Genomic DNA, 19,459 nt, shown 5'->3' with positions numbered 1-19,459 from the left:
GGGTCAGGCGTCCTCGCCGTCCGCCCGGCCCCCGGCGTCCCCCGTGTCCTCGGCGTCACCGATGTCCTCGGCGTCCTCCTCGCTCACGGGCTTGCGGTACGGGTCGGGCTCGCCCGCGTACGTGGCGCCCGAGGACGCCTGGCGCACCTGGGCGTCCGACGCCCTGGCCCTGGCCAGCAGGTCGTCGATGGTCCGGGCGTTCTCCGGGAGCGCGTCCGGGACGAACGTCAGCGACGGCGTGAAGCGCACGCCGGTCTGCCGCCCGACCTCCGAGCGCAGTACGCCCTTGGCGCTCTCCAGCGCCGCGGCGGAGGCCGCCCGCTCCTCGTCGTCGCCGTAGACCGTGTAGAAGACGGTCGCCTCCCGCAGGTCGCCGGTGACCCTGGTGTCGGTGATCGTCACATAGCCGAGCCGCGGGTCCTTGATCCGCCGCTGGAGGGTCTCCGCGACCACGACCCGGATGCGGTCGGCCAGTTTGCGTGCCCGCGCGGTGTCGGTCATGTGTCTGCTTCCTTCTGTTTCGGATCGTTCGGTTCGGTCCGGTCGGGGCTGCGCACCGGACGCGCTCAGTCCTCGTCCCCGTGGAACCGCCGCCGCACCGACAGCAGCTCCACCTCCGGCCGGGCGGCCACCAGCCGCTCGCACCGGTCGAGCACGTCCGAGACGTGCCCGGCGTCCCCGGAGACCGTCGCGAGGCCGATCAGGGCCCTGCGGTGGATGTTCTGGTCCCCGACCTCCGCGACGCTCACCGTGTACTTGCGCTGCAGCTCCGCGATGATCGGGCGGACGACCGACCTCTTCTCCTTCAGCGACCGTACGTCGCCGAGCAGCAGGTCGAACGAGAGTGTGCCTACGTACATGGGATGCGGGTCCAGCCGACCCGTGGGGCCTCGTGGGGCGAAGCCCTGCCGACTCCCGGCAGGACACGGGAAACCGTACACGCAACGGTTCCCGGTGATCGACGCATATAACGGCCGGGAGCCCCCCGCCGGGGCGGGAGGCTCCGTGGCCGTTCACCGGTGGCACCCACCGGCTGGCATCAGGCGCGGGGCTTCTCCCGCATCTCGTACGTCGCGATGACGTCGTCGACCTTGATGTCGTTGAAGTTTCCGAGGTTGATACCGCCCTCGAAGCCTTCGCGGATCTCGGTGACGTCGTCCTTGAAGCGGCGCAGACCCTCGATGTTGAGGTTCTCCGCCACGACCTTGCCGTCGCGGATGAGGCGGGCCTTGGTGTTCCGCCTGACCTCGCCGGAGCGGATGATGACACCCGCGATGTTGCCGAGCTTGGAGGAGCGGAAGACCTCGCGGATCTCCGCCGTGCCCAGCTCGACCTCCTCGTACTCCGGCTTGAGCATGCCCTTGAGGGCCGCCTCGATCTCCTCGATCACCTGGTAGATGACCGAGTAGTAGCGGACGTCCACGCCCTCGCGCTCGGCCATCTGCGTGGCACGCCCCTCGGCGCGCACGTTGAAGCCGATGACGATGGCGTCGGAGCCGGTCGCCAGGTCGATGTCGGTCTCGGTGACCGCACCCACGCCGCGGTGCAGGATGCGCAGGTCGACCTCCTCGCCGACGTCGAGCTGGAGCAGCGAGGACTCCAGGGCCTCGACCGAACCGGACGCGTCGCCCTTGATGATGAGGTTGAGCTGCTGCACCTCGCCGGCCTTGAGCACCTTGTCCAGGTCCTCCAGGGAGACCCTGCGGGTGCGCTTGGCGAAGGCGGCGTTGCGCTCGCGGGCGGCGCGCTTCTCGGCGATCTGCCGGGCCGTGCGGTCCTCGTCGACCACCAGGAAGTTGTCGCCCGCGCCGGGGACGCTGGTCAGACCCAGCACCAGGACCGGGGTCGCCGGGCCGGCCTCCTGGACGTTGTTGCCCTTGTCGTCGAGCATCGCCCGGACGCGGCCGTAGGCGTCGCCGACCACGACCGTGTCGCCGACCCGCAGGGTGCCGCGCTGGACCAGCACCGTGGCCACCGCGCCGCGGCCGCGGTCGAGGTGGGCCTCGATCGCGATGCCCTGCGCGTCCTGCTCCGGGTTGGCCCGCAGGTCGAGCGAGGCGTCCGCGGTCAGGACCACGGCCTCCAGCAGCCCGTCGATGTTCAGGCCCTGCTTGGCGGAGATGTCGACGAACATGGTGTCGCCGCCGTACTCCTCGGCCACGAGCCCGTACTCGGTGAGCTGGCCGCGCACCTTGGTCGGGTCCGCGCCCTCGACGTCGATCTTGTTGACCGCCACCACGATCGGCACCTCGGCCGCCTTGGCGTGGTTGAGCGCCTCGACCGTCTGGGGCATCACACCGTCGTTGGCCGCCACCACCAGGATCGCGATGTCGGTCGACTTCGCACCGCGGGCACGCATGGCGGTGAACGCCTCGTGACCCGGGGTGTCGATGAAGGTGATCTTCCGGTCTTCGCCGTTGACCTCGGTGGCCGCCTGGTACGCACCGATGTGCTGGGTGATGCCGCCGGCCTCGCCCTCGATGACGTTGGTCTTGCGGATCGCGTCCAGCAGGCGCGTCTTACCGTGGTCGACGTGACCCATGACGGTCACCACCGGCGGACGCGAGACGAGTGCCTCCTCGCCGCCCTCGTCCTCGCCGAACTCGATGTCGAAGGACTCGAGCAGCTCGCGGTCCTCCTCCTCCGGGCTGACGATCTGGACGACGTAGTTCATCTCCTCGCCGAGGAGATGAAGCGTCTCGTCGGAGACCGACTGGGTCGCGGTGACCATCTCGCCCAGGTTGAACATCACCTGGACCAGCGACGCCGGGTTGGCGTTGATCTTCTCCGCGAAGTCGGTGAGCGACGCACCGCGCGACAGCCGGACGGTCTCGCCCTTGCCGCGCGGCAGCATCACGCCGCCGATGGACGGGGCCTGCATGGCCTCGTACTCCTGGCGCCTCTGCCGCTTCGACTTGCGGCCGCGGCGCGCCGGACCGCCGGGACGGCCGAAGGCGCCCTGCGTGCCGCCGCGGCCACCGGGGCCGCCGGGACGGCCGCCGAAACCGGGACGGCCGCCGAAGCCGCCGCCACCACCGGGACGGCCGGCGAAGCCGCCACCGCCACCGGGACGACCGCCACCGCCACCGCCACCGGGACGGCCGGCGAAGCCGGGACGGCCACCGCCGCCACCGCCGGGACGGCCCGCGCCGCCGCCGGGGCCGCGGCCGCCGGGGCCCGGACGCGGACCCGCGGCCGGACGCTGCGGCATCATGCCCGGGTTCGGACGGTTGCCGCCCGGACGCGGACCCGCGGCGCCACCCTGTCCGCCCTGCGGACGCGGCATGTTGCCGGGGCTGGGACGACCGCCGCCGGGAGCCTGCGGACGGGGGCCGCCCTGGCCGGCTCCGGGACGCGGACCGCCCGGGGCGCCGGGGCCGCCGGGACGCGGGGCGCCGCCCGGACGGGGCGCCTGCGGGCGCGCCATGCCGGTGGAGCCGCCGGAGGTGAAGGGGTTGTTGCCCGGACGCGGGCCGGCCGGACGGGCGCCCGGCTTGGGACCGCCCGGCTTGGGACCGCCCGGACCGCGGCGGTCCTGGCCCGCCGGGGCGGGACGGCCACCCGGCTTCGGCGCACCCGGACGCGGCGCGCCCTGACCGGACGGCGGCGCGGTGAACTCGGGCTTGGCCGGAGCCGGAGGCTGCGCCGGGCCCGGCTTGGCCGGGGCCGGACGCGGTCCGGGGGTCGGCGGGGTCGGGCCGCTCCTGGCGGGACCCGGACCCGGGACGTTCTTCTGGGGCGCGCTCCTGGGCGCCTCGGCCGCGGGGGCCGGGGGCTTGGGCGCGCCGGGCTTGGGGGCACCCGGGCGGGGTGCGGAGGCACCCGGCTTCGGGGCGCCCGGCTTGGGGGCCGCCTTGCGGGGGGCGGCGGGCTTCGCCGCGGACTTCTTGGCGCCTCCGGCGCCGTTGCCCGCGTCGAACGCGTCGGTCAGTTTGCGTACCACCGGCGCCTCGATCGTCGAGGACGCCGAACGGACGAATTCACCGAGTTCCTGGAGCTTGGCCATGACGACCTTGCTCTCGACTCCAAGCTCCTTGGCGAGCTCGTATACCCGGACCTTAGCCACTTCGCTCCTTACGGTCCGGGGGGATTCGTCCGCCGGACCTTCGCTACTGCATGGGCGTACTCATCGCGTACTCATCGAGTGCTCATCGCAATCTCGACCTACTTCCAACTCGCGAGGTACCTCTCCCGCACGGCGGGGTGCCGTACGGGCGTCGTGCGTGCTTGCTGTCTTACGGTGTTGCCCGCGGTACTGCCTGCAGCAGTTCCGCGGTATCGAGCGGTCCGCCGGCCCGGAAGGCCCGCTGGAACGCCCGGCGGCGGACCGCCAGGTCGACACAGGTCGGTGCGGGGTGCAGATAAGCGCCCCGGCCGGGCAGCGTACCGCGATGATCCGGAACGCATCTGTTCCCGACCAGCACCACACGCAGCAGATCGCCCTTGCCCGACCGCTCCCGACAACCCACACAGGTGCGTTCAGGGCATGCGCGGGCACGCGTCCGGTCAGACACTCTTCAGTCTACCTCCCCGCGCCAACTGTGCCGCCGGCGGGGTCGCCGCGGGGGTACGGACGGTGACAGACCTCTCAGCCCCTCTCCGCGCCGCTCTCCCGGTGCTCCCCACCGCGCTCCCCGCTCTGCTCGACGTCCGGACGGATGTCGATCCGCCAGCCGGTGAGCCGGGCGGCGAGCCGGGCGTTCTGCCCTTCCTTCCCGATCGCCAGCGAGAGCTGGTAGTCGGGCACGGTGACCCTGGCCGACCGGGCCGTGGCGTCCACGACGTCCACCCTGCTCACCCTGGCGGGCGAGAGCGCGTTGGCCACCATCTCGGCCGGGTCGTCCGACCAGTCCACGATGTCGATCTTCTCGCCCTGCAACTCGGCCATCACGTTGCGCACCCGGCCGCCCATCGGGCCGATGCACGCGCCCTTGGCGTTCAGGCCCGCACGGGTGGACCGCACCGCGATCTTGGTGCGGTGCCCGGCCTCGCGTGCGATGGCCGCGATCTCCACCGAGCCGTCCGCGATCTCGGGCACCTCCAGGGCGAAGAGCTTCTTCACCAGGTTGGGGTGGGTGCGCGAGAGGGTCACCGACGGGCCGCGTACGCCCTTGGCGACCCGCACGACATAGGTGCGCAGCCGGGTGCCGTGCGAGTAGTCCTCGCCGGGCACCTGCTCCTGCGGAGGCAGGATCGCCTCGAGCCTGCCGATGTCAACAAGGACGCTGCGCGGATCCTTCCCCTGCTGGACGACTCCCGTGACGATGTCGCCCTCGCGGCCGGCGTACTCGCCGAGGGTGACCTCCTCCTCGGCGTCCCGCAGACGCTGCAGGATGACCTGCTTGGCGGTGGTCGCGGCGATCCGGCCGAACCCGGAGGGGGTGTCGTCGAACTCGCGCGGCTCGGCGCCCTCGGGCAGGTCGGCGGGGTCCTCCTTGGCCCACACCGTCACATGGCCGGTGGAGCGGTCCAGCTCCACACGGGCCTGGCGGCGGCTTCCCTCGGTACGGTGGTACGCGATGAGGAGAGCGGCCTCGATCGCCTCGACCAACAGGTCGAAGGAGATCTCCTTCTCCCTCACCAGACCCCGCAGGGCACTCATGTCGATATCCACGGCTACGCCTCCTCCTGGCTCTCTTCGTCAGAGGCCGCAGCCTGACGCGCCTTCTCGGCCTTCTCGGCGGCCTTGCGGTTGAACTCGATCTCCACCCGGGCCCTGGCGATCTCGGTGTAGGCGAGCCGGCGGGCGGTGGGCCTGCGTCCCTTGACGCCGGGCACCTCCACGTCCACGCCGTCCTCGTCCGCCGCGCCGACGCGGGCGACCAGCTCGCCGCCGCCCGCCTCCTGTGTCAGCTGCGCCCTGACCAGCCTTCCGACGGCGCGGCGGTAGTGCCGCGGCTCGGTCAGCGGGCGGTCGGTGCCGGGTGAGGTGACCTCCAGGACGTACGGGGCGCCGCCCATCACGTCGGTCTCGTCCAGCGCCTCGGAGGCCTCGCGGCTCAGCTCCGCGCAGGTGTCGAGCCGCACGCCGTCGTCGGAGTCCACCACCACGCGCAGCACCCGCCGTCTTCCGGCCGGAGTCACGGTGATCTCCTCGAGATCCAGCCCCTTCGCGGTGACGAGAGGCTCCAGCAGTCCTCGCAGCCTCTCGCTCTGGGTGGTGCTCATCCGGGTGACTCCTCGGCCGCGTGTGCTGTTGTGGGAACGTCCAGTCCTGGGGTTACGGGAGTCAAGCCTATCGTCTGCCGCGGGCCGCGCCGACCAGACGGCCCGGACGGCCGGAGGCGCTGCGCCGGGCGGCCGTCCCCCGCACGGGGCACGCGCGGGGCGCGGCGGTGCCCCGCCGAGGGGGACGGTACGAACACGGGTACGCTCACATCCGCGGTGATCGCCGCCCGTCCCCCCGCGCCGCCGAACCACCTCCCCTGGGAGCGCCCGTGCCGATCGACCCGCGTCCCCGCCGGCGGAGCCTGCTGGCCGCCGGTGCGGCGGGCGCCGCCGCGCTGCTGCTGACCGGTTGCTCGCAGGAGGAGCCGACGGCCGCCGAACGCAGGCTCGCCTCCGCGGACGAGCGACTGCGCCGCGCCGCCGCACGCGGCGGCACCGCGCTGCTGGCCCGCTACGACCGCACCCTCGCCGCGCACCCGGACCTGGCAGGGCGGCTGGAGCCGCTGCGGGCGGACGTGGCGCGGCATGTGAGGGCCTTCGGCGGAACGGAGTCCGGCGGTCCGGCGAGCCCGAAGCCCTCCGGGACCCCGAAGGCCTCCGCGAGCCCCGGCGGCTCCCCGGCCCCGGACGCCTCCCGGGGCGCCGGGGCGGGCGTACCCGCAGATCCCGAACGCGCGCTGGCCGTCCTCGCGAACGCCGAACGCGCCGCCGCCGACGCCCTCACCCGGGCCCTCGACGGCGCACCGCCCGAGCTCGCCCGGCTGCTCGCGTCCGTCGCGGCGGCCGGGGCGGTCCACGTCTACCTGCTCACGGACGGCGAGTGATGAACCAGGCGACGATTCCCGCGACGAGCCCCGCGGCGGCCACGGCCGCCTCCGCGGGCTCCCCAGCGTCCTCTCCCCCCGGCGGGAAGGAGAACCCCGCGCTGACCGCCCTGCAGGCCGCGCTCTCGGCCGAGCACGCCGCCGTCTACGGCTACGGCGTCGTGGGCGGGCGGATCGCCGAGGACCGGCGCGCGCAGGCGCGGCAGGCCCACGACGCCCACCGCGCGCGCCGTGACGCACTGCGCCGCGCGGTACGGCGGATGGGCGGCACTCCCGAGCCCGCCGCGGCGGCCTACTCCCTGCCCTACCCGGTCCCGGACGGCGCCGCGGCGGTGCGGCTCGCCGCCGAACTGGAGGAGCGGGTGGCCGCCGTCTACGCCGATCTGGTCCGGGCCGGCGAGGGCGGGCTGCGGCGGGAGGCGGCAGCCGCGCTGCGGGAGGCCGCGGTCCGCGCGGCACGCTGGCGCGGCACGGGCGTACCCTTCCCAGGTCTCGCCGAGCGCGCCGCGCCGGCGGGCCCGGAGTCCCTCTGAAGGGCTCCTCCGCGCAACGCCGACGACGAAAGGGACGCCCGGCATGACATCGGCTCCGCACGTCGAACCCCCGCAGCGGCTGGTGCGCTTCCTGGGCGCGGACTCCCCCTGGCTGGCACGGCTGCCCGGCCTGGTGCGGGCGTCGCTGGAGCGCTGGGAGCTGACGGCCGAGCGGGTGGTCTCCCCCGGCGGACGCGGCAGCCTGGTCGTCCTGGTCCGCCGGGCGGACGGCTCGCCGGCCGCGCTGAAGCTGCGCGCCGTCGGCGCGGCGGACGAGGCGGCGGCGCTATCCCGCTGGGAGGGACACGGCGCGGTACGGCTGCTGGACGCCGCACCCGAGGACGGCGCGCTGCTGCTGGAGCGGCTGCACGCGGATGTGTCGCTGCGCTCGCTGCCGGACGCGAAGGCCACCCTGGAGGCGGTATCGGCGCTGCACCGGCTGTGGGTGTCCCCCTCGCCCCCGGGCGTCCCCGACGGCGAACACCCCTTCACAGGCGTCGAGGAGCACACCGGCCGGGCCGTGGAGGGCATCCGCGCTCATGTGCCCGAGGAGGCCCGCCCGCTGGCCGACGAGGCCCTGGCGCTGCGCTCCGAACTGCTCGCCGACGCCCCCGAGGACGTGCTGCTGCACGGCGACTTCCGGCAGGGCACGGTGCTGTCGGGGGATCCGGGGCGGGCGCACTGGCTGGTGGTCGGCCCCGATCCGCTGGTGGGCGAGCGGGCGTACGACCTGGCGCGGCTGGTCCGCGACCGGCTGCACGACCTGGCCGCCGGATCCGGCGCTCCGGCGATCGCCCGGCGCCGGGTGGCCAAACTGGCGAACTCCCTGGAGGTGGACCGCGACCGGCTGCGCGGCTGGAGTCTGTACCGGGCGGTGGAGTCGGGCGCGCGGCACATCGCCGCCGGCGACCGCGCCGACGGCGAGGCGCTGCTGGAGTTCGCCGGCTGGCTGTGAACCCTGGCCGCGGGCCCCTTGACCGGGGCCCGCGGCGACGGCTCAGGCGGTTTCGCCGGCCGAGCGGACCAGCCGCTCCACCGCCTCGTCCACCGGGACCTCCTCGCGCTCGCCGCTACGCCGGTCCTTCAGCTCCACCAGGCCCTTGGCCGCGCCCCGGCCCACCACCAGGATCTCCGGCACGCCGATCAGCTCCGCGTCGGTGAACTTCACACCGGGCGAGACGCCCGTACGGTCGTCCACCAGGACGCGCACTCCGGCCGAGGCCAGCCTCTCGGTCAGCTCCAGGGCCATCTCGATCTGGGTGCCCTTGCCGGCGGCGACGACGTGGACGTCGGCCGGCGCCACCTCGCGCGGCCAGCACAGGCCCTGGCCGTCGGCCGTCTGCTCGGCGAGCGCGGCCACCGCGCGCGAGACGCCGATGCCGTAGGAGCCCATGGTGACGCGGACGGGCTTGCCCTCGCGGCCGAGCACGTCCAGGGAGAAGGCGTCGGCGTACTTGCGGCCGAGCTGGAAGATGTGGCCGATCTCGATGGCCCGGTCCAGCTTCAGCCCGGCGCCGCAGGACGGGCAGGGGTCGCCGTCCTCGACGGTGACCACGTCCAGGTACTCGTCGACCTCGAAGTCGCGGCCGCACACCACGTTGCGGGCGTGGGTGTCGGGCTTGTTGGCCCCGGTGATCCAGGAGGTGCCGGGGGCCACGCGCGGGTCGGCGATGTAGCGGAAGGCGGTGCCGGCCAGCTCCTGCGGGCCGACGTAGCCGCGCACCAGGGCGGGGCGGCCGGTGAAGTCCTCGGCGGTGACCAGCTCCACCGCGGCGGGCGCCAGGTGCTCGGTGAGCTTGCCCAGGTCCACCTCGCGGTCGCCGGGCACGCCCACGGCCCAGATCTCCCCGTCCACCTTGACCAGCAGGTTCTTCAGGGTGGCGGAGGCGGGCACGCCCAGGTGGCCGGCGAGGGTCTCGATGGTGGGGGTGTCGGGGGTGTCCAGTTCCTCGATGGGCGGGTGGCCCATGGGGTCGGCCGGCTTCAGCGGGAAGGTGACGGCCTCGGTGTTGGCCGCGTAGCCGCAGGCCGGGCAGTCGGCGAAGGTGTCCTCGCCGGCGGCGGCCGGGGCGAGGAACTCCTCGGAGGCCGAGCCGCCCATCGCGCCCGAGACGGCGGAGACGACCCGGTGATCCAGGCCGAGCCGGGTGAAGATCCGCAGGTACGCCTCGCGGTGCAGCCGGTAGGACTCGGCCAGCTCCTCGTCGGAGGTGTCGAAGGAGTAGGAGTCCTTCATCAGGAACTCCCGGCCGCGCAGGACGCCCGAGCGCGGCCGGGCCTCGTCGCGGTACTTGGTCTGGATCTGGTAGAGCATCACCGGCAGGTCCTTGTAGGACGTGCACTGGTCCTTGACGACCTGGGTGAAGATCTCCTCGTGGGTGGGCCCGAGGAGGTAGTCGGCGCCCTTGCGGTCCTTGAGCCGGAACAGCAGGTCGCCGTACTCCTCCCAGCGCCCCGAGGTCTCGTAGGGCTCCTTCGGAAGCAGGGCCGGGAGCAGTACTTCCTGGGCGCCGATGGCGTCCATCTCCTCGCGTACGATCCGGGTGACGTTCTCCAGGACCTGCTTGCCCAGCGGCAGCCAGGTCCAGATCCCGGCGGCGGTGCGGCGTACGTAGCCGGCGCGGACCAGGAGCCTGTGGCTGATGGTCTCGGCGTCGGCCGGGTCCTCGCGCAGCGTCTTCAGCATGAGCCGGGACATGCGCTGGACACGGGCTGCCATGGGTTTCTCCTGCGTGCGGTGGGTCGGTTTGCGGAGCCGCACCGGTGATGCGGCCCGCCCAGGAGACTACCGGCGCCGCAGCGGCAGCGGCGCACCCATCACCGCGTACGGGCTCCCGGCGCTCGGACTCCACCTCCCGGGGGCCACCCCCCGGACCCCCGGCCGGACCCGCCTCACCGCCGCAGCGGCAGCGGCGCACCCATCACCGCGTACGGGCTCCCGGCGCTCGGGAACAGCACATGACGGGCCAGATCGCGGTAGCCCAGCGAGCGGTAGAGGGCGCGGGCCGGGCTCTCGGTGTCGATCGCGGAGAGGATCGAGCGCGGTTCGGCGGCGGAGTCGGTGATCGTGGTGATCAGCTCCCGGCCGAGGCCGTGCTTCTGGTACGCCGGGTGGACGTGCAGTTCGGTGATGACGAAGGCGTCGTCCAGCCACCCGGCGTTCCCGTTGCGCCGCAGGTACGGCTCGACGACCGTGGACCACCACTGCGTGCGGTCGTTGGGCATGCCGTAGACGAAGCCGACCAGCCGCCCCCGCGGTGTGGTGGCGCCCAGTGCCCGGACTCCGGGGGAGGCGGCGTGCCGCAGCACGATGTGGCGGCGCACCCCCACCTCGTCGTCGGTCAGTCCGAAGGCGACGGCCTGTACGGCGAGTGCCTCGTCCACGCGGGCTGCGAGGTCCAGGGGACCGACCTGGGCGTCTTCCATGGTCAACGACCCTACTGGAGGGACCGGGTGGATCCGGCGAACACCCGCGCGGGCACCGGCCCGTTCGGGATCGCCCGACGCCTCCCGCTGCCTTCGGGCACCTCCCGGAATCGTTCAGAACAGCACACTCATGAACGCCCCGACCTCGCGGAAGCCGACCCGGCGGTAGGCGGCGCGGGCCGCGGTGTTGTAGTCGTTGACGTAGAGGCTGACGACCGGGGAGACCTCGGTCAGCGCGTAGCGCAGCACCGCCGCCATGCCGGCGACGGACAGACCCCGGCCGCGGTGCTCGGGCGCGACCCACACGCCCTGGATCTGGCACGCCCGCGGTGTGACGGCGCCGATCTCGGCCTTGAAGACCACGCGGCCGTCCTCGATGTGGGCGAACGACCGGCCGGCGCCCACCAGTTCGGCAACCCGGGCCTGGTAGATCAGCCCGCCGTCCCCGGCCATCGGCGAGACGCCGACCTCCTCGGTGAACATCGCCACGCAGGCGGGCATCAGCACGTCCATCTCGTCCTTGCGGACGCGCCGCACATACGGGTCGGGCCGTATCCCGGACGGCATGCGGTCGGCGACCATCAGCGGCTGGTGGCGGCGGACCTCGCGGGCCGGCCCCCAGTGCGGCTCCAGCCGGGCCCACAGGGCGGTTGTGGGCCCGGCCGGGCCGACGACGGACGAGCAGCGCCGCCCCTGGCGACGTGCCCGCTCGGCGAAGGCGCGCACCGCCTCCCGCCCCGCGCAGACGGGGACGAGGTTGGCGCCCGCGTAGCACAGGGACTCCAGCCGCCCGCGGTGGTACCAGCCCCACATCTCGCCGCCCAGCCGCCACGGGTCCAGGCCGGCGACCCGGACACGGGCGGCGACGAAGGCGTTGTTGACCGGCTCGCGGTCGAGCACCGCGAGGGCGTCGTCGAGCTCTTGGGGCTCGACGACACGGGTGGTGGTGGTCGTCAACACGTGGGGTGCCTCACCGTGCGGCCGTGGTGGCGGGGGAGCGTCTTTTCGACTTTACCCCCGGGTCGTGGCGGGCGGCCCCGGCCGGTCGGTCAGCTGACGGAGACCTCCGGCTCGCCGGAGATCACGCCGTCCTTCTCCATCTGCTCGGCGATCTTCATGGCCTCGTCGATGAGGGTCTCGACGATCTTCGACTCGGGGACGGTCTTGATGACCTCGCCCTTGACGAAGATCTGGCCCTTGCCGTTGCCGGAGGCGACTCCGAGGTCGGCCTCACGGGCCTCGCCGGGCCCGTTGACGACGCAGCCCATGACGGCCACCCGCAGCGGGACCTCCATGCCCGCCAGCCCGGCGGTGACCTCGTCGGCGAGCTTGTAGACGTCCACCTGGGCACGGCCGCAGGAGGGGCAGGAGACGATCTCCAGCCGGCGCTGGCGCAGACCGAGGGACTCCAGGATCTGGATGCCGACCTTGATCTCCTCCACCGGCGGCGCGGACAGCGAGACGCGGATGGTGTCGCCGATGCCCTCGCTCAGCAGGGCGCCGAAGGCGACGGCCGACTTGACGGTGCCCTGGAAGGCCGGACCGGCCTCGGTGACGCCCAGGTGGAGGGGGTAGTCGCACTGGGCGGCGAGCTGCCGGTAGGCGTTGACCATCACCACCGGGTCGTTGTGCTTGACCGAGATCTTGATGTCGCGGAAGCCGTGCTCCTCGAACAGCGAGCACTCCCACAGCGCGGACTCCACCAGCGCCTCGGGGGTGGCCTTGCCGTACTTGGCCAGCAGCCGCTTGTCCAGGGAGCCGGCGTTGACGCCGATGCGGATGGGGACGCCGGCGTCGGAGGCCGCCTTGGCGATCTCCTTGACCTTGTCGTCGAACTGCCGGATGTTGCCCGGGTTGACGCGCACGGCCGCGCAGCCGGCGTCGATGGCGGCGAAGACGTACTTGGGCTGGAAGTGGATGTCCGCGATCACCGGGATCTGGGACTTCTTCGCGATGACCGGCAGCGCCTCGGCGTCGTCCTGGGAGGGGCAGGCCACCCGGACGATCTCGCAGCCCGAGGCGGTCAGCTCGGCGATCTGCTGGAGCGTGGCGCCGATGTCGGCGGTGACGGTGGTGGTCATCGACTGCACGGAGACCGGGGCGTCGCCTCCGACGGCCACCGAGCCGACCTGGATCTTCCGGCTGACCCGTCTGTCGGCCAGTTTGGTCGGTACGGACGGCATTCCGAGCGAAATGGCTGTCATTGTGGTGTGCAACCCCAAGCTGTGGTCCAGTGCCCCGTTCGGCGGCGGGCTCCGGCCTCCGAGATTACGGTACGCCCGGGGGCCGGGGCACACCGTGGTCCGCCGTACGCGGTGCGGGGCCGCGGGCACGCGCCGGCGGCCCCGCACCGCCGCGTCAGCCGGTCAGGCGTACGGGGTTGACCACGTCCGCGATGAGCACCAGCAGCGTGAAGCAGACGAAGACACCGGCCACCACGTACGCCACCGGCATCATCCTCGCCACGTCGAACGGGCCGGGGTCGGGGCGGCGCAGCACCCTGGCCAGGCCCCGGCGCAGCGACTCCCACAGGGCCCCCGCGATATGGCCGCCGTCCAGCGGCAGCAGCGGCAGCATGTTGAACAGGAACAGCGAGAGGTTGAACAGGGCGAGGGTGAGGAGGGTGATCGCCACCCGCTGCTCCGCCGGGATCTCCAGGGCGAAGATCTCCCCGCTGACGCGGGCCGCGCCGACCACGCCCATCGGGGAGTCCTGCTCGCGCTCGGCGCCGGCGAAGGCCGCGTTCCACAGGCCGGGGATCTTCTCCGGCAGGCGGGTGAGAGCCTCGGCGCCGGCGATCATCATGTCGCCCATGCGGTCGACGGCCTGCGGGAAGGACTGCTCGACCACTCCGGTGGCCGGGGAGAAGCCGAGGAAGCCGGTGGTGACGTACTCGCCCTCGACATAGCCGCCGCGCCCGTCGGACTTGGCGACCTGGTTCTTCACCAGGTCCGCCTGGAGGACCTGGCGCTCGCCGTCGCGCTCGACGGTGATGGTGGCCGGTCCGATGGTGTCGCGGATGCGCCGCTGGAGCTCGTCCCACTCGGTGACCTCGGCCCCGTTGAAGGCCACGATGGTGTCGCCGGGCTTCAGGCCGGCGGCCTTGGCCGGGGAGTCGGGGGCGCCCTTCGGGCAGGTGTCGGTGCGCTCGGAGACCTTGACCACGCACTCGGAGACGGAGGAGACGGTGGTGGTCGTGGTGCTGATGCCGAAGGTCATCAGCGTGCCGAGGAAGATCGCCACGGCCAGCACCAGGTTCATGAACGGGCCGGCGAACATCACGATCACGCGCTTCCAGGGCTTGCGCGTGTAGAACATCCGCTTCTCGTCGCCCGGCTGGAGCTCCTCGTAGGCCGCCGCGCGGGCGTCCTCGATCATCCCCCGGAAGGGGGATGTGGAGCGCTGCCGGACGGCGCCGTCGTCACCGGGCGGGAACATGCCGATCATGCGGATGTAGCCGCCCAGCGGGATCGCCTTGACGCCGTACTCGGTCTCGCCCTTCCTCCGCGACCACAGGGTGGGGCCGAAGCCGACCATGTACTGCGGCACGCGGACGCCGAACATCTTGGCCGTGGACAGGTGGCCCAGTTCGTGCCAGGCGATGGAGAACAGCAGGCCGACGACGAAGACGACTATGCCGAGGATGGTCATCACCGTCGTCATGCGCGTGCCTCCGCCGTCGGTCGTGTCATGTGTGCCGCCAGTTCGCGGGCGCGGGCGCGCGCCCATGTCTCGGCGTCGAGCACCTCGTCCAGGGTCAGTTCGCTCCCCTTGGGGGTGCCGTGCTCCTCGACCACCGCGGCGACGGTATCCACTATGCCGTTGAAGGGCAGCCCGCCGGACAGGAACGCCTCGACGCACTCCTCGTTGGCGGCGTTGAACACCGCCGGTGCGGTGCCGCCCAGGGCCCCGACGTGGCAGGCCAGCGCCACGGACGGGAAGGCCTTCTCGTCCAGCGGGAAGAACTCCCAGCTCATCGCCTTGGACCAGTCGAAGACGGGTCCGGCGTCGGGCACCCGGTGCGGCCAGCCGATGCCGAGCGCGATGGGCAGCCGCATGTCGGGCGGGCCGCACTGGGCGATGGTGGAGCCGTCCGCGAACTCCACCATCGAGTGGATGTAGGACTGCGGGTGGACGACGACCTCGATGCGGTCGAAGGGGATGTCGTACAGCAGGTGCGCCTCGATGACCTCCAGGCCCTTGTTGACCAGGGTCGCGGAGTTGACCGTGATCACCGGGCCCATCGCCCAGGTGGGGTGGGCCAGGGCGTCCTCGGGCGTGACGTGCTCCAGCTCCTCGCGGGTGCGTCCCCGGAAGGGGCCGCCGGAGGCGGTCACCAGCAGCTTGCGGACCTCGGCGCGGGTGCCGCTCATCAGCGCCTGGAACAGCGCGGAGTGCTCGGAGTCGACGGGGACGATCTGCCCCGGCTCGGCCAGCGCCCTCACCAGCGGACCGCCGACGATCAGGGACTCCTTGTTGGCCAGGGCGAGGGTGCGGCCCGCCCGAAGGGCGGCCAGGGTGGGGCGCAGGCCGATGGAGCCGGTGATGCCGTTGAGGACGGTGTGGCACTCGGACGCGGCCAGTTCGGTGGCCGCGTCCGGCCCGGCCAGCACCTCGGGCAGCGGCTCGGCCGAGCCGTAGCGGGCGCGCAGCGCCTCGCGCAGCTCGCCGGCCCGGCCCGGGTCGGAGACCGCGACGGTGCGGACCTTCAGCCGGTGGGCCTGCTCCGCCAGCAGCTCCACCCGGCCGCCCGCGGCGGACAGCGCGGTCACCCGGAAGCGGTCGGGGTTGGCCAGCACCACGTCGACGGCCTGGGTGCCGATCGATCCGGTGGAGCCCAGGATCACGATGTCGCGCGGGCCGCCCCCGGCGGGTACGTCGGCCGGGTGGCGCAGATGCGGGTCTGCGAGGGGAGCGGGACTGTCGGTCATCCCCCTATTGTGTCCGGTCCGCGAGACGGCCCGGACACCGCGTCGCGCCGCGCCGCACCGCGCCACCTGGCCGCCACCCCGCCGGACGCCGGGCGGGCACCGGCCGGGTGGCGTAGGGCCCGCCCGCCGGCCGGTGCGCAGCCCCCTCCACCGCCGCCCCGGCCGTGGACGGCGAGGTCGCACGGGGTGCGGGGACGGCGCTCTCGACGCCGTCGGATTGACGGCGGCCTCTTGACGGCGGCTTCTCCCCGAAGGTGAGACCGCCGCCGGGCCGCCTCCTTCCGACAACCGTTGCCGCTCACCCGGAGGCGAGGAGCCAGGCGGCGCCGGATGCGGACAGCACGGTGAGCGCCGTCAGGACGGTCTCGGCCACCGCGAGCGCGTAGCGCGTCACCGCGCCGACCGCCGCGCCCACCGCGTCCGGCAGTCGGCGCAGGCGCTGACCGGGCAGGACAGATGCCCACTGGGCCGCCCTGTGGCGACCCGCGCCCACCCGGCGTAGGCGAGCGGCGCGGTACGGGTGCCGCAGTGGACGCAGGCCCGGCCGTTGAGGCGGTCGTCGGGGGTGTCGGCGGGCAGTTCGATCACCGTCTCGGAGGCGGCCCGCCTCGGCAGCGGCGCGGCGCTCACGCCCACCCCTCCGTCCGCTCGCACCGGTCGCGGCGCTCGATCAGCCGGCCGAGCTGTGCGTAGTGCGGCTCCAGCTGCCCCGGCTCCAGCACCATCTCGGTCTCGACGGACATGCCGTCGTCCCCGTGGACGGTGACGGGGACGGTCACCCGGTCCCGCACCCGGTCGTACCGCGCGTCCCTCTTGCTTGGCGTTGCGTGCAAGGCGATGCCTTCCTGACGTTCGATCACGGAGAGCTGAAGCGCTCTACACTCAGAGTGCCGCAGCGTCACGCAGAATCGCAATCCATTCATGCAGATCTGCATGAATGGCATATACCTCTGCGTCCTGTCTGGTCTACTGTGTCGGGCTCGACGTGCCGTCAGATAGATGCGGCAGACTCGTCAACGGACAAGGAGGCGTGCCCTGATGAGCGGTCCCACGGTGAGGCGCAGGCGACTCGGCGCGGAACTGCGCTCGCTGCGCGAGGGACTGAAGTACACGACCGAGACCGTCGCCCGGAACTTCGGCTGGCACAACGCCAAGGTGTCCCGCGTCGAGACAGGACGCACCGCCGCGAAGCAGGGCGACGTCGAAGCGCTTCTGGACTTCTACGGAGTACAGGACGAGCCCAGGAGGCAGGCGCTTCTCCGGCTGGCCCGGGACGGCGGTCAGCGTGGTTGGTGGCAGCGGTACACCGACGTCCTCACTCCCGTCTACGCGGACTTCATCAGCCTGGAGTCGGACGCCAGGGCGGTGCAGACCTACGAGTGCGGCTTCGTTCCCGGACTGCTCCAGACCGCCGCCTACGCCCGCGAGATCATCTCCGCCCTCAATATGACCGAGGCGCCGGAAGAGGTGAACCGCCTCGTGGAGGTCCGCCAGGCGCGCCAGTCCGTACTCACCCAGTCCAGCCCTCCGGAGATCTGGGCGGTGGTGAACGAGAGCGCCCTGTGCACACGGATCACGGACCGGCCGCAGATCATGCGAGACCAGCTACAGCGGCTCCTGGACCTGTCCGAGCTGCCGAACGTCACGCTCCAGGTGATGTCGTCCACGGCCGGGCCGCATCCCGGGTTGAGCGGTGCGTTCACGGTACTGAGCTTCCCCGAGAGCCAGGACCACGACGTGGTGCTGCTGGAGCACCTGACGAACTCCCTGTACATCGAGGAAAGGCCCGAGGTGGAGCGGTACTCGGCGGCCTTCCGGCGCATCGTCGCCGACGCGCTGTCCCGCGACGCCTCGCTCCGGCTGATCCGCGACCTGAAGGAAGAGAACTCATGAGCAAGCGCATAACCGACTCCTCCGCGCTCGGCGTCATATGGACCGCCTCGTCGCACAGCGGCAACACCAACTGCGTGGAGGCCGCAGCCCTGCCCGGCGGACACACCGCCGTACGGGACTCCAAGGACCCCGCCGGGCCGGCGCTCGCCTTCGGCGCCGCGCCGTGGGCGGTCTTCCTGGAGCGGGTGCGCGCGGGGAACTGACCACCCACCGGCGGGGCGTAATCCCGTTGCCCGCGCCCTGGGCGGCGGCGCAGACTGCCCCGGTGCTGATCCGACGCGAGAGCCCCGCCGACATCTCCGCCGTACGCGCCGTGACCGGTGCGGCCTTCGCCGCCCGGCCCGGTGGAGGTCACCCTGCTGGACGAACTGCGCGGCTGCGAGGCGTGGTTGCCCACGCTGTCGCTGGTGGCCGAGGGCCCCGGCGGCGAGGTCGTCGGCCATGTGGTGTGCACCCGGGGGCACATCGGCACCACGCCCGCACTGGGGCTCGGCCCCATCGGCGTCCACCCCGGCCACCAGGGACGCGGCACCGGCTCGGCACTGATGCACACCGCACTCGGCGCCGCCGACGCCCTCGGCGAACCGCTGGTGGCCCTACTCGGCGAGCCCGCCTACTACCGCCGCTTCGGCTTCCGCACCTCCACCGAGTACGGCATCACCCCGCCCGATCCCGCCTGGGGCGAGTACTTCCAGGTCCGCACACTCGCCGCGTACGACCCCGAAGACCCCGCCCTGCGCGGCGTCTTCACCTACGCCGAGCCGTTCGACCGGGTGTGAGCGGGTGCAGAGCCGAAAACTCCTCCTGGGCGCTGCGCGATTCCATGTGGATCCGCCGTCGCGGACCGCTTGCGTTCGCGGCGGGCCGACTGCCCGCTGCCGTCGGGGCCCGGGCGCCCTGCTGACAGCGAATCCGGTTCAGGAGACGACGACTCCTCCCAGATCGTCGGCCGCCTCGCGCCCCAGGGACCTGTCGCAGAACTGGATGGACCAGTTCCCCGCCGTGACGATGAACCTGGGAAGTTCCGGCACGCTGATGGCCAGGCGCAGCGCGTCATCGCGCTCGGCGGACGTGTCGTGCAGTTCCAGATAGGCGCAGGGCTCCTCCGACCGCTCCGTCACGCACGTCATCGCGTCCGCCGCGTCCTTCTCCCTCTCACGCCTCTCACACCCCACGGAGGCATCCAGCGCATCCGCGAGCGAGTCGAGATCCTTGTAGCGAGGCTTCTTCGGAATGTCAGGCAGCGGGAACAGTGGTGGAAGGACAACGGCGTCAAGCGCCTCGGCCACCTGGGGCGCGTATGCGGGGTTCAGCACGCGGATGTACCAGTTGCCGGCGGCGACGATGGTGCGGGGACGCGGGGGTGTTCGCCAACTGGCAATGGAGTCCCCCACCTCATCACGGGTGAACTCTTCGGTGTCGAGCACATGCACCTCGTTCTCGACCCTCACACCATCGATCTCGGCCGCGCAGTCGAGGCCGGAACCACCTCCCCTTCGCCGTAGGACCACACATTCGACACCTCCACGCTCAAGAGCCGCCACCACCTCGTCCGCGGTCTTGAACACCGGTTTCGCCGGAACGTTCTCAGGGAGGGGGATAAGCGGCTCCGGATCCTCTCGCGTGAATGACGAGCAGGCGGTGAGAACCACCGCCAGGAGGCATGAGACCAGAGTCGGCACGA

At 72.6% G+C, this 19,459-nt stretch carries 21 protein-coding genes; 6 read left to right on the top strand and 15 right to left on the bottom strand.

Annotation, left to right across the window (positions count from 1 at the left end; all coding sequences use genetic code 11):
* Nucleotides 1–3: 3 nt before the first annotated feature.
* The 6 genes from rbfA to rimP form a co-directional block, all read right to left on the bottom strand.
* Complete coding sequence (gene rbfA / locus BM237_RS18100) at nt 4–501, bottom strand: 30S ribosome-binding factor RbfA (protein WP_093850725.1); 498 nt, start codon at nt 499–501, stop codon at nt 4–6.
* A 65-nt stretch (nt 502–566) separates the two neighbouring features.
* A complete protein-coding gene (locus tag BM237_RS18095) occupies nt 567–860 on the bottom strand; it encodes a DUF503 domain-containing protein (RefSeq protein ID WP_093850724.1) in 294 nt (97 codons plus the stop codon).
* Between the two features lie 179 nt (nt 861–1,039).
* Nucleotides 1,040–4,066: a translation initiation factor IF-2 gene (gene infB, locus BM237_RS18090; protein ID WP_093850723.1), complete on the bottom strand. Its 3,027-nt coding sequence runs from the start codon at nt 4,064–4,066 to the stop codon at nt 1,040–1,042.
* A 169-nt stretch (nt 4,067–4,235) separates the two neighbouring features.
* A complete protein-coding gene (locus tag BM237_RS18085) occupies nt 4,236–4,514 on the bottom strand; it encodes a YlxR family protein (RefSeq protein WP_093850722.1) in 279 nt (92 codons plus the stop codon).
* A 74-nt stretch (nt 4,515–4,588) separates the two neighbouring features.
* Nucleotides 4,589–5,614, bottom strand: a complete 1,026-nt coding sequence (nusA, locus tag BM237_RS18080) for a transcription termination factor NusA (RefSeq protein ID WP_093850721.1) — start codon at nt 5,612–5,614, stop codon at nt 4,589–4,591.
* A gap of 2 nt (nt 5,615–5,616) precedes the next feature.
* A complete protein-coding gene (rimP, locus tag BM237_RS18075) occupies nt 5,617–6,168 on the bottom strand; it encodes a ribosome maturation factor RimP (protein ID WP_093850720.1) in 552 nt (183 codons plus the stop codon).
* Nucleotides 6,169–6,437: 269 nt separating this feature from the next.
* Here rimP and BM237_RS18070 point away from each other — a divergent pair, with 269 nt between their 5' ends.
* Genes BM237_RS18070 through BM237_RS18060 form a run of 3 tightly spaced genes read left to right on the top strand, consistent with a single transcriptional unit; the run spans nt 6,438 to nt 8,480 of the window.
* Nucleotides 6,438–6,992, top strand: a complete 555-nt coding sequence (locus tag BM237_RS18070; RefSeq protein WP_245793719.1) for a hypothetical protein — start codon at nt 6,438–6,440, stop codon at nt 6,990–6,992.
* Nucleotides 6,992–7,525, top strand: coding sequence for a ferritin-like domain-containing protein (locus BM237_RS18065; RefSeq protein ID WP_093850719.1), 534 nt, complete (start codon nt 6,992–6,994; stop codon nt 7,523–7,525). Before BM237_RS18070 ends, BM237_RS18065 begins: the two co-directional genes overlap by 1 nt.
* 43 nt (nt 7,526–7,568) lie before the next feature.
* Nucleotides 7,569–8,480 (top strand): aminoglycoside phosphotransferase family protein, encoded by a 912-nt coding sequence (locus BM237_RS18060; protein ID WP_093850718.1) that lies wholly within the window; start codon nt 7,569–7,571, stop codon nt 8,478–8,480.
* A gap of 42 nt (nt 8,481–8,522) precedes the next feature.
* Here BM237_RS18060 and BM237_RS18055 read toward each other — a convergent pair whose 3' ends face one another.
* The 8 genes from BM237_RS18055 to BM237_RS18020 all read right to left on the bottom strand — a co-directional run bounded on the left by BM237_RS18055 (nt 8,523) and on the right by BM237_RS18020 (nt 16,715).
* On the bottom strand, nt 8,523–10,244 hold the full coding sequence (locus tag BM237_RS18055; protein ID WP_093850717.1) for a proline--tRNA ligase: 1,722 nt from the start codon (nt 10,242–10,244) through the stop codon (nt 8,523–8,525).
* A gap of 173 nt (nt 10,245–10,417) precedes the next feature.
* The gene (locus BM237_RS18050; RefSeq protein ID WP_093850716.1) at nt 10,418–10,951 is read right to left on the bottom strand and encodes a GNAT family N-acetyltransferase; all 534 of its coding nucleotides are present in this window, start codon (nt 10,949–10,951) and stop codon (nt 10,418–10,420) included.
* A 114-nt stretch (nt 10,952–11,065) separates the two neighbouring features.
* Nucleotides 11,066–11,911 carry a GNAT family N-acetyltransferase gene (locus tag BM237_RS18045; RefSeq protein WP_093850715.1) on the bottom strand — a complete coding sequence of 282 codons (846 nt, stop codon included), beginning with the start codon at nt 11,909–11,911 and terminating at the stop codon, nt 11,066–11,068.
* 89 nt (nt 11,912–12,000) lie between these two features.
* Nucleotides 12,001–13,155: a flavodoxin-dependent (E)-4-hydroxy-3-methylbut-2-enyl-diphosphate synthase gene (ispG, locus tag BM237_RS18040; RefSeq protein ID WP_093850714.1), complete on the bottom strand. Its 1,155-nt coding sequence runs from the start codon at nt 13,153–13,155 to the stop codon at nt 12,001–12,003.
* A 154-nt stretch (nt 13,156–13,309) separates the two neighbouring features.
* Entirely contained in the window at nt 13,310–14,614 is a 1,305-nt protein-coding gene (locus BM237_RS18035) for a M50 family metallopeptidase (RefSeq protein WP_093850713.1), read from the bottom strand.
* Entirely contained in the window at nt 14,611–15,882 is a 1,272-nt protein-coding gene (dxr, locus tag BM237_RS18030; protein ID WP_093850712.1) for a 1-deoxy-D-xylulose-5-phosphate reductoisomerase, read from the bottom strand. Before dxr ends, BM237_RS18035 begins: the two co-directional genes overlap by 4 nt.
* A gap of 390 nt (nt 15,883–16,272) precedes the next feature.
* Entirely contained in the window at nt 16,273–16,512 is a 240-nt protein-coding gene (locus BM237_RS18025; RefSeq protein WP_093850711.1) for a hypothetical protein, read from the bottom strand.
* The gene (locus BM237_RS18020) at nt 16,509–16,715 is read right to left on the bottom strand and encodes a hypothetical protein (RefSeq protein ID WP_139238127.1); all 207 of its coding nucleotides are present in this window, start codon (nt 16,713–16,715) and stop codon (nt 16,509–16,511) included. Before BM237_RS18020 ends, BM237_RS18025 begins: the two co-directional genes overlap by 4 nt.
* A gap of 205 nt (nt 16,716–16,920) precedes the next feature.
* Between BM237_RS18020 and BM237_RS18015 the strand changes: the two genes are divergently transcribed.
* The 3 genes from BM237_RS18015 to BM237_RS18005 all read left to right on the top strand — a co-directional run bounded on the left by BM237_RS18015 (nt 16,921) and on the right by BM237_RS18005 (nt 18,554).
* Nucleotides 16,921–17,775 carry a helix-turn-helix domain-containing protein gene (locus tag BM237_RS18015; RefSeq protein WP_093850709.1) on the top strand — a complete coding sequence of 285 codons (855 nt, stop codon included), beginning with the start codon at nt 16,921–16,923 and terminating at the stop codon, nt 17,773–17,775.
* Nucleotides 17,772–17,978 (top strand): DUF397 domain-containing protein, encoded by a 207-nt coding sequence (locus tag BM237_RS18010; RefSeq protein ID WP_093850708.1) that lies wholly within the window; start codon nt 17,772–17,774, stop codon nt 17,976–17,978. The genes BM237_RS18015 and BM237_RS18010 overlap by 4 nt, the downstream gene beginning before the upstream one ends.
* Before the next feature lie 117 nt (nt 17,979–18,095).
* A complete protein-coding gene (locus BM237_RS18005; RefSeq protein ID WP_245793718.1) occupies nt 18,096–18,554 on the top strand; it encodes a GNAT family N-acetyltransferase in 459 nt (152 codons plus the stop codon).
* A gap of 138 nt (nt 18,555–18,692) precedes the next feature.
* On the opposite strand, the gene BM237_RS29360 is transcribed toward BM237_RS18005, so the two are convergent.
* Nucleotides 18,693–19,457 (bottom strand): hypothetical protein, encoded by a 765-nt coding sequence (locus BM237_RS29360; protein WP_175541052.1) that lies wholly within the window; start codon nt 19,455–19,457, stop codon nt 18,693–18,695.
* Nucleotides 19,458–19,459: the final 2 nt, after the last annotated feature.

The organism is Streptomyces mangrovi, from assembly GCF_900114215.1.
Classification (GTDB): Bacteria; Actinomycetota; Actinomycetes; order Streptomycetales; family Streptomycetaceae; genus Streptomyces; species Streptomyces barkulensis.
The sequence above is the reverse complement of the archived record's forward strand: the minus strand, read 5'-3'. Positions and strand labels throughout refer to the sequence as shown.

Bases quoted from the DNA above. Each gene is read 5' to 3' on its own strand.
- BM237_RS18015 (WP_093850709.1), top strand. From the start codon at position 16,921: ATGAGCGGTCCCACGGTGAGGCGCAGGCGACTCGGCGCGGAACTGCGC.
- rimP (WP_093850720.1), bottom strand. From the start codon at position 6,168: ATGAGCACCACCCAGAGCGAGAGGCTGCGAGGACTGCTGGAGCCTCTC.
- BM237_RS18050 (WP_093850716.1), bottom strand. From the start codon at position 10,951: ATGGAAGACGCCCAGGTCGGTCCCCTGGACCTCGCAGCCCGCGTGGAC.
- rbfA (WP_093850725.1), bottom strand. From the start codon at position 501: ATGACCGACACCGCGCGGGCACGCAAACTGGCCGACCGCATCCGGGTC.
- ispG (WP_093850714.1), bottom strand. From the start codon at position 13,155: ATGACAGCCATTTCGCTCGGAATGCCGTCCGTACCGACCAAACTGGCC.
- BM237_RS18060 (WP_093850718.1), top strand. From the start codon at position 7,569: ATGACATCGGCTCCGCACGTCGAACCCCCGCAGCGGCTGGTGCGCTTC.
- BM237_RS18010 (WP_093850708.1), top strand. From the start codon at position 17,772: ATGAGCAAGCGCATAACCGACTCCTCCGCGCTCGGCGTCATATGGACC.
- BM237_RS18095 (WP_093850724.1), bottom strand. From the start codon at position 860: ATGTACGTAGGCACACTCTCGTTCGACCTGCTGCTCGGCGACGTACGG.
- dxr (WP_093850712.1), bottom strand. From the start codon at position 15,882: ATGACCGACAGTCCCGCTCCCCTCGCAGACCCGCATCTGCGCCACCCG.
- BM237_RS18055 (WP_093850717.1), bottom strand. From the start codon at position 10,244: ATGGCAGCCCGTGTCCAGCGCATGTCCCGGCTCATGCTGAAGACGCTG.
- BM237_RS18035 (WP_093850713.1), bottom strand. From the start codon at position 14,614: ATGACGACGGTGATGACCATCCTCGGCATAGTCGTCTTCGTCGTCGGC.
- BM237_RS18065 (WP_093850719.1), top strand. From the start codon at position 6,992: ATGAACCAGGCGACGATTCCCGCGACGAGCCCCGCGGCGGCCACGGCC.